The 14,368-nt window shown below is 71.0% G+C and carries 13 protein-coding genes; 9 read left to right on the forward strand and 4 right to left on the reverse strand.

From position 1 onward, the window contains the following. Positions 1-7: 7 nt before the first annotated feature. Genes argC through ACFYV1_RS23640 form a run of 5 tightly spaced genes read left to right on the forward strand, consistent with a single transcriptional unit; the run spans position 8 to position 4,880 of the window. The gene (gene argC, locus ACFYV1_RS23620; RefSeq protein WP_389397515.1) at positions 8-1,036 is read left to right on the forward strand and encodes an N-acetyl-gamma-glutamyl-phosphate reductase; all 1,029 of its coding nucleotides are present in this window, start codon (positions 8-10) and stop codon (positions 1,034-1,036) included. Continuing rightward, positions 1,033-2,214 (forward strand): bifunctional glutamate N-acetyltransferase/amino-acid acetyltransferase ArgJ, encoded by a 1,182-nt coding sequence (argJ, locus tag ACFYV1_RS23625; protein WP_389397516.1) that lies wholly within the window; start codon positions 1,033-1,035, stop codon positions 2,212-2,214. The genes argC and argJ overlap by 4 nt, the downstream gene beginning before the upstream one ends. Beyond that, positions 2,211-3,125 carry an acetylglutamate kinase gene (argB, locus tag ACFYV1_RS23630; RefSeq protein ID WP_389397517.1) on the forward strand — a complete coding sequence of 305 codons (915 nt, stop codon included), beginning with the start codon at positions 2,211-2,213 and terminating at the stop codon, positions 3,123-3,125. Before argJ ends, argB begins: the two co-directional genes overlap by 4 nt. Next, positions 3,122-4,327 (forward strand): acetylornithine transaminase, encoded by a 1,206-nt coding sequence (locus ACFYV1_RS23635; protein WP_389397518.1) that lies wholly within the window; start codon positions 3,122-3,124, stop codon positions 4,325-4,327. The genes argB and ACFYV1_RS23635 overlap by 4 nt, the downstream gene beginning before the upstream one ends. Before the next feature lie 7 nt (positions 4,328-4,334). After that, a complete protein-coding gene (locus ACFYV1_RS23640) occupies positions 4,335-4,880 on the forward strand; it encodes an arginine repressor (protein ID WP_389397519.1) in 546 nt (181 codons plus the stop codon). Positions 4,881-5,199: 319 nt separating this feature from the next. Here the strand turns inward: ACFYV1_RS23640 and ACFYV1_RS23645 are convergent, their stop codons facing one another. Then, positions 5,200-5,781, reverse strand: coding sequence for a pyridoxamine 5'-phosphate oxidase family protein (locus ACFYV1_RS23645; protein WP_389397520.1), 582 nt, complete (start codon positions 5,779-5,781; stop codon positions 5,200-5,202). Between the two features lie 22 nt (positions 5,782-5,803). After that, positions 5,804-7,243 (reverse strand): hypothetical protein, encoded by a 1,440-nt coding sequence (locus ACFYV1_RS23650; RefSeq protein WP_389397521.1) that lies wholly within the window; start codon positions 7,241-7,243, stop codon positions 5,804-5,806. A gap of 144 nt (positions 7,244-7,387) precedes the next feature. Here ACFYV1_RS23650 and ACFYV1_RS23655 point away from each other — a divergent pair, with 144 nt between their 5' ends. Together ACFYV1_RS23655 and argH are read left to right on the forward strand one after the other, a co-directional pair. After that, positions 7,388-8,584, forward strand: coding sequence for an argininosuccinate synthase (locus ACFYV1_RS23655; protein WP_389397522.1), 1,197 nt, complete (start codon positions 7,388-7,390; stop codon positions 8,582-8,584). A gap of 97 nt (positions 8,585-8,681) precedes the next feature. Further along, the gene (gene argH, locus ACFYV1_RS23660) at positions 8,682-10,109 is read left to right on the forward strand and encodes an argininosuccinate lyase (protein WP_389397523.1); all 1,428 of its coding nucleotides are present in this window, start codon (positions 8,682-8,684) and stop codon (positions 10,107-10,109) included. A 129-nt stretch (positions 10,110-10,238) separates the two neighbouring features. Here the strand turns inward: argH and ACFYV1_RS23665 are convergent, their stop codons facing one another. Then, positions 10,239-10,889 carry a LysR family transcriptional regulator gene (locus ACFYV1_RS23665; RefSeq protein WP_389397524.1) on the reverse strand — a complete coding sequence of 217 codons (651 nt, stop codon included), beginning with the start codon at positions 10,887-10,889 and terminating at the stop codon, positions 10,239-10,241. 53 nt (positions 10,890-10,942) lie between these two features. Next, positions 10,943-12,040: a LysR family transcriptional regulator gene (locus ACFYV1_RS23670; RefSeq protein ID WP_389397525.1), complete on the reverse strand. Its 1,098-nt coding sequence runs from the start codon at positions 12,038-12,040 to the stop codon at positions 10,943-10,945. Between the two features lie 258 nt (positions 12,041-12,298). Here ACFYV1_RS23670 and ACFYV1_RS23675 point away from each other — a divergent pair, with 258 nt between their 5' ends. Together ACFYV1_RS23675 and ACFYV1_RS23680 are read left to right on the forward strand one after the other, a co-directional pair. Further along, positions 12,299-13,024 (forward strand): tRNA-dependent cyclodipeptide synthase, encoded by a 726-nt coding sequence (locus tag ACFYV1_RS23675; protein WP_389397526.1) that lies wholly within the window; start codon positions 12,299-12,301, stop codon positions 13,022-13,024. Beyond that, entirely contained in the window at positions 13,021-14,367 is a 1,347-nt protein-coding gene (locus ACFYV1_RS23680) for a purine-cytosine permease family protein (protein WP_389397527.1), read from the forward strand. The genes ACFYV1_RS23675 and ACFYV1_RS23680 overlap by 4 nt, the downstream gene beginning before the upstream one ends. Position 14,368 lies beyond the last annotated feature (1 nt).

Consider the following 14,368-nt stretch of genomic DNA (forward strand, 5'->3'; position numbering starts at 1 on the left):
TGTTTCGATGACGGTACGTGCAGCAGTTGCAGGTGCGAGCGGATACGCGGGCGGGGAACTGCTCCGACTGCTTCTCGCCCACCCCGAGGTCGAGATCGGCGCCCTGACCGGGAACTCCAACGCCGGCCTGCCCCTCGGCGGCCTGCAGCCGCACCTGCTGCCGCTGGCCGACCGGGTGCTGGAGCCGACCACCCCGGAGGTGCTCGCCGGACACGACGTCGTGTTCCTCGCCCTGCCCCACGGGCAGTCCGCCGCCGTCGCCGAGCAGCTCGGCGACGACGTGCTGGTCATCGACATGGGCGCCGACTTCCGGCTCGAGGACGCCGCGGACTGGGAGAAGTTCTACGGCTCCGAGCATGCCGGTACCTGGCCCTACGGCCTGCCGGAGCTGCCCGGCGCCCGCGCCGCACTGGCGGGGTCCAGGCGCGTCGCCGTGCCCGGCTGCTATCCGACCGCCGTCTCGCTCGCGCTGTTCCCGGCCTACCGGGCGGGGATCGCAGAGCCCGAGGCCGTGATCACCGCCGCCACCGGGACGTCCGGCGCCGGCAAGGCGCTCAAGCCGCATCTGCTCGGTTCCGAGGTCATGGGCTCGATGAGCCCCTACGGCGTCGGCGGCGGCCACCGCCACATCCCCGAGATGATCCAGAACCTGAGCGCGGTCGCGGGGGAGCGGGTCACCGTCTCCTTCACGCCCACCCTCGCCCCCATGGCCCGCGGGATCCTCGCGACCTGCTCCGTGAAGGCGAAGCCGGGCACCACCGCACAGGACGTACGGGCCGCTTACGAGAAGGCGCTGGCCGGCGAGGAGTTCGTCCGCCTGCTGCCCGAGGGGCAGTGGCCCGCCACCGCCTCCGTGTACGGCTCCAACGCCGTCCAGATCCAGGTGGCGTACGACGAGAGCGCCGGGCGCGTCATCGCGATCAGCGCCATCGACAACCTCACCAAGGGCACCGCCGGCGGCGCGGTGCAGAGCATGAACATCGCCCTCGGACTTCCCGAGAGCACCGGTCTTTCCACGATTGGAGTTGCGCCGTGAGCGTGACCGCAGCGAAAGGATTCACGGCAGCGGGCATCGCCGCCGGAATCAAGGCGAACGGCAACCCGGACCTGGCCCTCGTGGTCAACAACGGGCCCCGCCGCGCCGCCGCGGGCGTCTTCACCTCGAACCGCGTGAAGGCCGCCCCCGTCCTGTGGTCGGAGCAGGTCCTCAAGGGTGGTGAGGTCACCGCGGTGGTCCTCAACTCCGGTGGCGCCAACGCCTGCACCGGTCCCAAGGGCTTCCAGGACACCCACGCCACGGCGGAGAAGGCCGCCGAAGTGCTCGGCCACAGCGCCGGCGAGGTGGCAGTCGCCTCCACCGGCCTGATCGGTGTGCTGCTCCCCATGGACAAGCTGCTCCCCGGCATCGAGCAGGCCGCCGCCCAGCTCTCCGAACACGGCGGCGAGAAGGCCGCCATCGCGATCAAGACCACCGACACCGTCCACAAGACGGCCTTCGCCCAGGGAGGGGGGTCCCCCCAGGCCGACGGCTCCGGGGCAGGCTGGACGGTCGGTGGCATGGCCAAGGGCGCGGGCATGCTCGCCCCCGGCCTCGCGACGATGCTCGTCGTCCTCACCACCGACGCGGACTTGGACTCCGCCACCCTCGACGCGGCGCTGCGCGACGCCACCCGGCAGACCTTCGACCGGGTCGACTCCGACGGCTGCATGTCGACCAACGACACGGTGCTGCTGCTGGCTTCCGGCGCGAGCGGGATCGTTCCTGCGCAGAACGAGTTCGCCGAAGCCGTACGCGCCGTCTGCGACGACCTCGCGCGGCAGCTCATCGGTGACGCGGAGGGTGCCAGCAAGGACATCCGGATCGAAGTGATCAACGCCGCGACCGAGGACGACGCCGTCGAGGTCGGCAGGTCCATCGCCCGCAACAACCTCCTCAAGTGCGCCATCCACGGCGAGGACCCCAACTGGGGCCGGGTGCTCTCGGCCATCGGCACCACCGAAGCCGCCTTCGAGCCCGACCAGCTCAACGTCGCCATCAACGACGTCTGGGTCTGCAAGAACGGCTCCGTCGGCGAGGACCGGGACCTCGTCGACATGCGCTACCGGGAGGTCAGGATCACCGCCGACCTCGCCGCCGGGTCCGAGTCCGCCGTCATCTGGGCCAACGACCTCACCGCCGACTACGTCCACGAGAACAGCGCGTACAGCTCATGAGTGATTCGCACGGTCCGACGCGGAAGCACACCGCCCTGCCCAAGGCGCAGATCCTCATCGAGGCACTGCCCTGGCTCACCCGCCACAACGGCAGGATCGTCGTCATCAAGTTCGGCGGCAACGCGATGATCGACGAGGACCTGAAGGCCGCCTTCGCGCAGGACGTCGTCTTCCTGCGCCAGGCCGGCCTCAAGCCGGTCGTCGTGCACGGCGGCGGCCCGCAGATCTCCGCCGCGCTCGACCGGCACGGCCTGGTCAGCGAGTTCAAGGCGGGGCTGCGGGTCACCACCCCCGAAGCCATGGACGTCGTACGCATGGTCCTCGCCGGTCAGGTGCAGCGCGAGCTGGTCGGGCTGCTCAACCAGCACGGACCGCTCGCCGTCGGCATGACCGGCGAGGACGCCCACACCATCACCGCCACCAAGCACCAGCCGCAGATCGACGGCGAGCTCGTCGACATCGGCCGGGTCGGCGAGATCACCGAGATCGACACCGGCGCCATCGCGGCGCTGCTCGCCGACGGCCGCATCCCGGTCATCTCCTCGATCGCGCGCTCCCAGGACGACGGACACGTCTACAACGTCAATGCCGACACGGCGGCCGCGGCACTCGCCGCCGCGCTCGGCGCAGAGACCCTGATGGTCCTCACCGACGTCGAGGGCCTCTACGAGGACTGGCCCGACAGCGACGAGGTCATCAGCCGGCTCACCGCGAGCGAACTCGAGAAGCTCCTCCCGGAGCTGTCCAGCGGCATGGTCCCCAAGATGGAGGGCTGCCTGCACGCCGTACGCAACGGCGTCAACACCGCCCGCGTGATCGACGGCCGTGTCCCGCACTCGATCCTGCTGGAGATCTTCACCGACGAGGGCATCGGCACCATGGTCGTGCCCGACGGACTGGGGGAAAAATGAGCACCGACGCCAACGAGGCCCTCGCCCGGCGGTGGCAGGGCGTCATGACCGACAACTACGGCACGCCGAAACTGTCGCTGGTCCGCGGCGAGGGCGCCAAGGTCTGGGACGCGGACGGCACCGAGTACACCGACTTCGTCGGCGGCATCGCGGTCAACGCGCTCGGCCACGCCCACCCCGCCGTCGTCGAGGCCGTCACCCGCCAGATCGCGTCCCTCGGCCACGTCTCCAACCTGTACGTCGCGGAGCCGCCCGTCGCGCTCGCCGAACGGCTGCTCCAGCTCTTCGGCCGCCCGGGACGCGTCTACTTCTGCAACTCGGGTGCCGAGGCCAACGAAGCCGCCTTCAAGATCGGCCGGCTGACGGGTCGTCAGCACATGGTCGCCACCACCGGCGGGTTCCACGGCCGCACGATGGGCGCGCTCGCGCTCACCGGACAGCCCGCCAAGCAGGACCCGTTCCTGCCCCTGCCCTCCGACGTGACCCATGTACCGTACGGCGACGCGGAGGCACTGCGGGCCGCGGTCACGGAGAACACCGCACTCGTGATCATCGAGCCGATCCAGGGCGAGAACGGCGTCGTCGTACCGCCCAAGGGCTATCTGGAGGCCGCCCGGGAGATCACCGGGGCGACGGGCACGCTGCTCGTCCTCGACGAGGTCCAGACGGGCGTCGGACGGACCGGGCAGTGGTTCGAGCACCAGGCCCACCAGGGCGTGGAGCCCGATGTGGTCACCCTGGCCAAGGGCCTCGGCGGCGGCCTGCCCATCGGCGCGACCGTCGTCTTCGGCAAGGCGGCCGACCTGCTGCGGCCGGGCCAGCACGGCACCACCTTCGGCGGCAACCCGGTCGCGTGCGCCGCCGGACTCGCAGTCCTCGACACCCTCTCCGCCGACGGCGTCCTCGACTCGGTCAAGCGGCTCGGCGAGAAGCTGCGCGACGGAATCGAGGGCCTCGGCCACCCGCTCGTCTCCCACGTCCGCGGCAGCGGGCTGCTGCTGGGTATCGTGCTCACCGAGCCCCTCGCACCGAAGGTGCAGCAGGCGGCTCAGGATGCAGGCTTCCTGGTGAACGCCCCCGCGCCCGATGTCGTACGGCTCATGCCCGCACTGACCGTCGGCGACGCCGAGGTGGACGCGTTCCTCCAGGCGCTGCCCGGCATCCTCGACGCGAGCAACGGGGAAGGACGATCCGGGGAATGAGACGACGATGACCGAGGCGCAGGACAACGAGCACGCCGAGCACGCCGGGCCCGCCGTACCGCAGACCCGCACGGCCCGCCACCGCCGGATCGTGGACATCCTCAACCGGCAGCCGGTGCGCTCCCAGAGCCAGCTGGCCAAGCTCCTCGCGGACAACGGACTGCACGTCACGCAGGCGACGCTCTCCCGGGACCTCGACGAACTGGGCGCGGTGAAGATCCGCAACACCGGCGGCGAGCTGATCTACGCGGTTCCCAGCGAGGGCGGCTTCCGCACCCCGCAGGCCCCGCTCGGCGAGTCGGCGAAGGAGGAGCGCATGCGGCGTCTCTCCAGCGAACTGCTGATCTCCGCGGAGGCCTCGGCGAATCTCGTCGTCCTGCGGACACCGCCGGGGGCGGCACAGTTCCTGGCGTCGGCCATCGACCAGGCGGAGCTGCAGGACGTGCTGGGCACGATCGCCGGTGACGACACGCTGATGCTGATCAGCCGGGATCCGGCGGGCGGGCAGGCGCTGGCGGACCACCTGCTGCGGTTGGCGCAGAACGGGCGGTAGCCCTTTCTCCGCCCACCCACGCACCCGCCCGGCCTGACGGCCACGGGTGGGTCCCCCTGCGCCGTCGGCGTGGAGGGACCCCACCCCGAATTCGGGCTCTGCCCCCGAAACACCGCGCCTCAGCCGCCGACGGGGGCTGGAGTCGCCCCGTCAGCGGCCGTTTCCCGGAGCGAGATCCAGGCCGGTTCCGGGGCCCGCCACGCTTGGCGGGGTGGAGACGTCCACCATCGCGTAAAGCGCGACACGGGGCTCGGGCCGGCCCGCCATGCCGCGGAGCCGCGTATCGCGCGCCCCGGGCAGCGGAAACGCCTCCGCCGGATCAGTCCGTGCGCGCCGGCAACGGCAGCGGCAGCGCCGGCAGCCCGTCCAGGCTGACCCCGACCTTCTTCTCGCAGTACGCCGCGAACTCCTCGTCCGACTTCCGCCCGAAGTGCTCCGCGTGCTGCGTGCGTTCCTCCCGGTAGTCCATGAACGGCACGGCGAAGCCGCAGACCTGGCTGATACGGCGGGCGTGGACGACGATGATCGCGCGGGCGCCGGGGCCGTCGGCCTCCTTGAAGTTGCGGACGAGTCCGGCCCACCGCGGATCGTCCCGGAAGACCGCCTCGCCCCGCCCGTGCACCCGCACCACCTTCGGCGGTCCGGAGAAGGCGCACCACATCAGCGTGATCCGTCCGTTCCCCTCCTCGCGGACGTGTGCGACGGTCTCGGCGCCGCTGCCGCCGAAGTCGAGGTAGGCGAGTGTCGTCGCGTCGAGGACGACGAGGGTTCCGCGGCGGCCCTTGGGAGAGAGGTTGACGTGCCCGTCGCCGGCCAGCGGCGCGGTCGCCGTGAAGAAGACCGGCTGCTCCTCGATGAACTCGCGGAGGCGGCCTTCGATTTGTTCATACGTTTGACCCATGAAGGCGATTATCCGCCCGGCGTCACTTCGGGAGCCCGATGCGCCCGCGCAGCACCGTCATGACGTAGTCGCTGAACAGGTGCGTGCACTGTCTGAGCAGCCGGTCCGCCTCCGCGTCCCGGGCCGGAACATCGTCCACCCAGCGGCGCAGCTGCACGGCGGACTCCGCGTTCCGTCGCAGCCTGGCGTCGGCATCCGTCAACACGGCCACCGCGGCACGGAGTTGCACGAGTCCGCCCTGTGCGCGCAGCAGGCGGAACGCCGCTCGGCGGACGTGAGCCGGCCGCTGCGGGGAGAGGCGCTCGGTCAGCAGGTCCGCCGGAAGCCGGCGTGTGTACGGAAGCAGTGCCCGTGTCGCCTCGCGGACCACCGCGGACGACGGGTCGTCAAGGAGAGGCAGCACCGTCTCCACGGATACCGATTCGAGCAGCCGCAGCCCCCCGACGGCCTGTGCCCGCACCCCGGCGACGGGGTGGCCGAGCAGAGGGCGCAGGAGCGCGGCGTCCGCACGCCTGCCGCACTCCGCGAGTCCCGCCACCGCGTAGGGCTCGACCGTGGTGGGATCCCCGCACAGTTCGAGGTAGCGGGCGTGCGGGTCGCCGCCGCCCTTGCTGAACAGCCAGCGGGCGCAGGCGCGCACCAGTCCCGACCGGTCCGTGAGGTGGGTGGCCGCCTCGTGGGCCCGTCCCGCCCGCCGGAGCGCGGTCACCCCGGCCGAACGGACGAGTGGCGCCCGCGCACCGAGGAGGATGTCGATCGTCTCGTCGTCCGCCCCTTCCGTCCCCTCTGCCCCGTCCGTCCCGTCCGCCCCGTCCGCCGCCATCGCGGCGAGCGCGCCGTCCGACCAGGGCCGCCACAGGGCCGCGTCCTGCTCTCCGGCGGCGTACCGGGCCAGTTCGCGGGCATCCAGGAGCCCCGCTTCGAGGACGGCGCGGGCGGCGAGGCGGCGGGTCGCCGTGTCCCCGGTGTCGTGGAGGAGGTCCCGTGCCGTGTGCGGGACGGCGCGCAGCGTCTCCTCCCACAGGTCGCGCGCCCAGCCGCCCTGCTCGCGCCGGCCCATACGCAGTACGAGGGGGGTGAGGGCGCGCAGTGACCGCTCCGGCTCGTCGCGCAGGTGCTCCGCGAGCAGTCGGCGGGCCCGCAGGCGTACCGGCTCCACCCAGTCCGCGCACCGCACCACGACCAGGTACCAGAACGCGGGGTGCTCGGGCGTCCCGGCGAGGGCGCTCTCGCGCACACGGCCGTCGGGGTGGCACAGAGCGGTCTCCTGCCGCGTACGCAGACGGTCCGTGGCCCGCGGGTCGTACTCGTTCCACAGGTACCGCCCGAAGCTTCGGACCGCGAGATCGAGCGCGGTCCAGCAGGCCGGGTCGGTGAAACTCAGCACGTCGCCCGCGCCGCGCCCCTCCAGCAGGCGTTCGACGGCCTCGCGGCCGGCCGCGTCGTCCCAGCGCCTGCTCATCCCGTACGCCCCCTTCATGCCGTTTACGCGGCCACTGTAGGAGCGGCGCTGCCCTGTGACCAGCGCTTTTCGGTGTCCGTTGACAAATCATACGGAGGTCTGCATAGTTATACCGGTCAGCGTGCGCACCGTAAGGAGAAACCAGTGACCGAGCGCGTCGTACTCGCCTACTCGGGCGGTCTGGACACCTCCGTCGCCATCGGCTGGATCGCCGAGGAGACAGGCGCCGAGGTCGTCGCCGTCGCTGTGGACGTCGGACAGGGCGGCGAGGACCTGGACGTCATCCGCAAGCGCGCGCTCGCCTGCGGTGCGGTGGAGGCGGAGGTCGCCGACGCCAAGGACGAGTTCGCCGAGGAGTACTGCCTCCCCGCGATCAAGGCCAACGCTCTCTACATGGACCGCTACCCGCTGGTCTCCGCGCTCTCCCGGCCCGCGATCGTCAAGCACCTCGTGGCCGCCGCGAAGAAGCACGGCGCGACCACCGTCGCCCACGGCTGCACCGGCAAGGGCAACGACCAGGTGCGGTTCGAAGCCGGCATCGTGGCGCTCGCGCCCGAGCTGAAGTGCATCGCCCCGGTCCGTGACTACGCGATGACCCGGGACAAGGCGATCGCGTTCTGCGAGGAGAAGCAGCTCCCGATCGCCACCAGCAAGAAGTCGCCGTACTCCATCGACCAGAACGTCTTCGGGCGGGCCGTCGAGACCGGCTTCCTCGAGGACATCTGGAACGCGCCGATCGAGGACATCTACGAGTACACCTCGAACCCCGCCGAGCCGCGCGAGGCCGACGAGGTCGTCATCTCCTTCGAGGCGGGCGTCCCCGTCGCCATCGACGGCAGGCCCGTCACCGTCCTTCAGGCCGTCCAGCAGCTCAACGAGCGGGCGGGCGCCCAGGGCATCGGACGGATCGACATGGTCGAGGACCGGCTCGTCGGCATCAAGTCCCGCGAGGTCTACGAGGCGCCCGGCGCGATCGCGCTGATCACCGCCCACCAGGAGCTGGAGAACGTCACCGTCGAGCGCGAACTCGCCCGCTACAAGCGGCAGGTCGAGCAGCGCTGGGGCGAGCTGGTCTACGACGGCCTGTGGTTCTCCCCTCTCAAGCGGGCCCTGGACGGCTTCATCGACGAGGCCAACCAGCACGTCACCGGCGACATCCGGATGACCCTGCACGGCGGCCGTGCCGTCGTCACCGGCCGGAAGTCCGAGGCTTCGCTGTACGACTTCAACCTGGCCACCTACGACTCGGGCGACACGTTCGACCAGTCGAAGGCGCAGGGCTTCATCGAGATCTTCGGCCTGTCGCAGAAGATCGCCGCGCGGCGTGACCTGCGGGCGTAGCCCGGCGGGACCCCGCGTAACCCACAAGCGTTGAACAGGACGCCCCCTTCCGTAGCCGCGGGGCGGCGTCCTCACACCCTCCCAAGGAGCAACAGCTGTGAGCAGCAACAACGGTGACGTCCGGCTCTGGGGCGGCCGCTTCGCAGACGGTCCGGCCAAGGCCCTGGCGAAGCTCTCCGCGTCGGTGCACTTCGACTGGCGTCTCGCGCCGTACGACATCGCCGGCTCCCGTGCCCACGCCCGCGTGCTGAACAAGGCGGGCCTGCTCACCGACGACGAACTGACCCGCATGCTCGCCGGTCTGGACCGGCTCGAGGCCGACGTCGCCGACGGTTCCTTCACCGGCACCATCGCGGACGAGGACGTCCACACCGCCCTCGAACGGGGCCTGCTGGAGCGGCTCGGCCCCGACCTCGGCGGCAAGCTCCGCGCCGGCCGGTCCCGCAACGACCAGGTCGCCACGCTCTTCAAGATGTACCTGCGCGACCACGCCCGGGTCATCGGCGGCCTGATCGCCGACCTCCAGGACGCTCTCGTCGGCCTCGCGGAGGCCCACTCCGACGTCGCCATGCCGGGCCGTACGCATCTGCAGCACGCGCAGCCCGTCCTCTTCGCCCACCACGTCCTCGCCCACGTCCAGGCCCTGTCCAGGGACGCCGAGCGACTGCGTCAGTGGGACACCCGGACCGCCGTCTCGCCGTACGGCTCCGGCGCGCTCGCCGGCTCGTCGCTCGGCCTCGACCCGGAGGCGGTCGCCGCCGACCTGGGCTTCGAGCGCGGCTCCGCGGGCAACTCCATCGACGGCACGGCGTCGAGGGACTTCGTCGCCGAGTTCGCCTTCATCACCGCGATGATCGGGATCAACCTGTCGCGGATCGCGGAGGAGGTCATCATCTGGAACACGAAGGAGTTCTCCTTCGTCACCCTCCACGACGCCTTCTCCACCGGCTCCTCGATCATGCCGCAGAAGAAGAACCCGGACATCGCGGAGCTCGCCCGGGGCAAGTCCGGCCGCCTCATCGGCAATCTGACGGGACTGCTCGCCACGCTCAAGGCACTGCCGCTCGCCTACAACCGGGACCTGCAGGAGGACAAGGAGCCGGTCTTCGACTCCTGCGACCAGCTCGAGGTCCTGCTCCCGGCGTTCACCGGCATGATGGCCACGCTCACCGTCAACCGCGAGCGGATGGAGGAGCTGGCCCCGGCCGGCTTCTCACTCGCCACGGACATCGCCGAATGGCTGGTGAAGCAGGGCGTGCCGTTCCGGGTGGCGCACGAGGTCGCCGGCGAGTGCGTCAAGGAGTGCGAGCAGCTCGGCATCGAGCTGGACCAGCTGACGGACGAGCAGTTCGCGAAGATCTCCGAGCACCTCACCCCTGAGGTCCGCACCGTACTGAACGTCCCCGGCGCGCTGGCCTCCCGCAACGGCCGGGGCGGCACGGCCCCTTCTGCCGTCCAGACGCAGCTCAACGAGGTCAAGGCCGACCTGGTGATACAGCACGCCTGGGCCACGGCCAAGAAGTGAAGCCTCCGCGCCTCGGGGCCCCTTCGGCCCCGAGGTGCCAGGGTGCCAGGGTGCCAGGGTGCCAGGGTGCGGTCGTGTTCCTCTCCCGCGCGGATCCCCTCCCGCGCGGATCACCGCCCGCGCGGGCGGTCACGGCGCTTCCGGGTGGGCCGGCCGGACCAGGAAGGCCAGCCGGGCGGCGTGCGCGGCGAACGGTCCCTGCGGGTCCCAGAGCAGGACCAGGGCGTCCGCCGGAGCGGATCGGCCCGCCGCCGGTGACTGCCCGCCGCAGTCCGGTTCGCGGCCCAGGAGCGCCAGCGCGAAGTTCTCCGCGGCGAGTTCCTCGGGCCCCGGGCAACTGCTCATGAGAGCGAGATCCGCCTCCCCCTCACGCAGCAGCGTGAGCGGTGAACCGGCCGTTTCGTCGCACAGCACCACGGACACCGCCGGGAGCATGCGGGACAGGTGCGACACGACCACGGGCGTGGCGGAATGGGAGGCGCCGGCGAGCCGGAACCGCCCGGGCAGATCGTGGCTCCGGCGCTCGGCGCCGGTCGCCAGGAGGCGGTCGACGAGCGGGAGCAGGGTGTCGGCTCCGCGCAGCAGCAGCCGTCCGGCGTCGGTCAGGGTCACGCTGCCGCGGCGCCGTACGACGACGGGCAGTCCCGTGATCCGCTCGAGCCTCTGGAGCCGGCGGCTGACGTTGGCCTGATCGATGCCGAGGTCGCGGGCCGCCCCGGAGATGCTGCCGGCACGGGCGACGGCCCGGAGGAGACGCAGGTCTTGAATGTCCAGGTCCATGGGGGTGGTGGGGGTCGTCGGCCGAGGGGTGCACGCACTGCTTCCGCCGGTCGTCACCTCAGCAGGCGCAGCAGGTCCGCCGCCGGGCCGGGGACGACGGACGGGCCGGGGGCGGTGAGCGTCGCGCCGGGGGCGGGAGCGCGGGACGCACCGGAGGCAGGGGCGGAAGCACGGGACGCGCCGGGGGAGGGAACGAGGGTCGTGCCCGAGCGGGGTCGCGGGCCGAAACGGGCGGGGAGGTAGGGCAGCGAGCCCATCACCTCGCGATGCGCACGGGCCAGTGCCCCGGCGAGCAGGGGCACCTCGTCGACGATCGGGCCGGTGGTGCGGAACGCCAGGCAGTGGTGGGCGTACTGAGGCAGATCGGCCACCGCGCGGCGGACGACGCCGGGTCCCATGGAGCGCACGGCCTGGGAGAGACTGACGCAGTGCTGGTGCCGGACGACGTCGCCGCGCGGGCCGGTGACGGCGATGTCGTGGCTGATCCGCGGCTCGAACCCGTAGCCGCCGCAGAGGTCGCGCAGGACGTCCATGCAGCCGTCCGGCCCGCTGGAGCAGATCCAGCGTTCCTCCGCGAGCTGCCGCATCGTCAGCGTGGGCACTTGTGTCAGTGGGTGGTCCGCGGCGAAGGAGACGAGGACGGGGCTGCGTGCCCAGGTGATCTCGGTGACGCCCTCGCCCCACCGGGGGATGTCGCTCTCGTCGCGGTCGATGAGCGCGATGTCGATGTCCCCGGTCCGCAGGGACTGGATGAGTTCGTGGGACGAGGAGGCCATCACGACGTAGGGGCGTTCGGCGCGGATGGAGAGTGAGTCCAGGCCGCGCAGCAGCGCCTCGTGGAAGGCGCTGGTGGCCCATCCGACGCGAAGTGTGCGGCTGCGGGTGAGGCGATGGGTGCGTACCTGCTCACCGAGTTCGTCGAACAGGGCGACGATGGCATCGGCCTGTTCCACCACCTCGGCGCCCAGCGCGGTCGGCCGGGTTCCGCTGCTGTCCCTCTCGAAGAGGGGGCCGCCGAGCAGGTTCTCGATCCGCCGGACCTGGCGGCTGAGTGCCGGCTGGGGAAGCCCCAGAGCGGTCGCCGTCCGGTTCAGGCTTCCCGTCCTTGCGAGGACACACAGGCTGCGCAGGTGCCGCAGTTGTAATTCCATGAGTCGTCAGTAAAGCGCGCACACTCGTGCGATGCCAGCGTCTTGCGGAATTCCTTCGGTGACCCGAATTGATACGCGCGTAGCTTCGGGCCGCGCCCTGCTGGGGCGTACGCCGCTGCGGTGGTATGCGGCAGTGGCATAACCCGCTGACAGTACCGCGCGGCCGTGCGGCGGAGGAGCATCACACGGCAACGGCCCGGACCCCGGCAGACCCCACCTGCAGGAGTCGTGTCCGGGCGGAGCGCAAGGACCACAGACATGTTCAAGATTGAACCGCTCACGGAGAATTGCAGAGCCGTCATGACCGGTGCCCCGCACGTGTGCATCGGAGTGAGTCCGTTCAACAGCTACTTCAGCACGCACCGTCTGACGGCATTGGCGCAATGGGCACTGTCCGAATTCGTCGATTGCCACTTCTTCATTCCGGACTCGGCGGCCGCGTACACGATGGAAGCGCTCGGATATCCCCCGGAACGTGCACGGCACAAAGCACGCCGTCAGGGCGCATACGTCCACAACAAGGTACGGACCGCGTTACAGGGACTCGGGGTCGAAGACCCGGACAGTCGGATCCTCGGCATGGATCGCCTGCAGCGCACGCCGCGGTACACCGAACTGCTCAGCAAGGCACAGGCCCTGTACGTCCGGGACGAGGACTTCAGGATCGCCTGCCTGGGCGCCTCCCACTGGGTGCTCGACCGCAAACTGCCACCCGGTGCCGAACCGACCCCGGAGCAACTCGAACTGGCCGTACGGTACTTCCTGGCCGAGCTGCCGCTGTTCACCGACACCGCGGGCATCGTGGGATCCTCCACGCCCGGCTCCCTGTTCGTCTACCACCACCGGGTCGCCTTCCTCGAACGCTTCTACCGCCGTGAACTCGGCTGGACCCCGGCGCCCGGCCAGGGATTCCTCGTGGTGAGCGACGAGCCCGGCACCGGCGAGCCCGCGGTCGTCGGCGCCGCGGGGGAGAGTGCCTCATGAGGGCCGAGAAGCGCGCGGAGGAGAACGACGACTACGCGCTGAGCCGGGTGCCCCAGGAGGCCCGCCACTCCTGGATCTCGGTCGCCGTCCAGCGTTTCGGCCAGGTCTCGTCCTTCCAGCAGTTCCTGGTCGGCGCGGTGCTCGGCTTCCGGATGTCCTTCTGGGACGCCTGCCTGGCCATCACGCTGGGCTCCGTACTGCTGGAAGTGATCACGATCCTGCTCGGCATCGCCGGCGTCCGGGAGGGGCTGTCGACCTCGGTCCTGGCGCGCTGGTCCGGGTTCGGCCGCAAGGGCTCCGCCGCCGTCGGCCTGCTCATCGCGCTGAGCCTGGCCGGCTGGTTCGGAGTGCAGAACGGCGTGTTCGCCGAGGGCATGCACGATCTCGCCGGATGGGCACCCGGCTGGGCGTGGGCGGTGGTCGGCGGAGCGGCCGTGACCGCGGTGACGCTCTTCGGCTTCACCATGATGGCGCGCACGGCATATCTGACCGTGCCGGCCTTCCTGCTGCTGGCCGCCTACGCGATGACGGACACACTGGCGGAGCACTCCCTCACCGACCTGATGACGAGCCCGCCGCCGGGGCCCCCGATGTCGCTCGCCGAGGGAACGACACTGGTGGCCGGTGCCTTCGTGCTCGGCGCGATCATGACGCCGGACATGACGCGGTTCAACCGCCGTTCCTCCGACGTCGTCAAGCAGACACTGATCAGCGTCACGCTCGGCGAGTACGTCATCGGCCTGACGGCCGTGCTCCTCGGCCACGCCGCCCGCACCGAGGACATCGTGGGAATCATCGTCTCCTCGTCGGGACTCCTCGGCACGATGGTCCTGGCGACAGCCATCCTCAAGATCAACGACTGGAACCTGTACTCGTCCTCGCTCGGCCTGGTGAACTCGCTGGAGGTCCTCTTCGGCAGGCGAGTCAGCCGCAGGCAGGTGACCGTGGTGATCGGCGTGGCGGGAACCGCCCTGTCGGCGGCCGGCATCGCGGACCACTTCACCGCGTTCCTCACCACGATCGGCGTCCTCGCCCCACCGGTGGCCGGAATCATCATCGCCGAGTACTTCGTCGTCCGGCAGTACCGGCCCGCACTCGACAAGGCGCGCGAGCAGGGCGGACTGCCGGAGAGCGGTGCCGACTGGCTGCCCCTCTCCCTGCTGTGCTGGGCCGCCGGCTGGGCCGTCGGCGCCTACGTCGACCTCGGCATCGCCGCCGCCAACTCGATCGGCACCGCCTTCCTCCTCTACGCCGTGCTGGGCCGCCTGCTGCGCCCGCGCGGACCCGCAGCGGTGGAACCCCCGACCGCAACCGAGAACGGCCTGACCCGCACCGGAGGCTGAT

The sequence above is a fragment of the Streptomyces sp. NPDC003023 genome, from assembly GCF_042888225.1.
GTDB lineage: Bacteria > Actinomycetota > Actinomycetes > Streptomycetales > Streptomycetaceae > Streptomyces.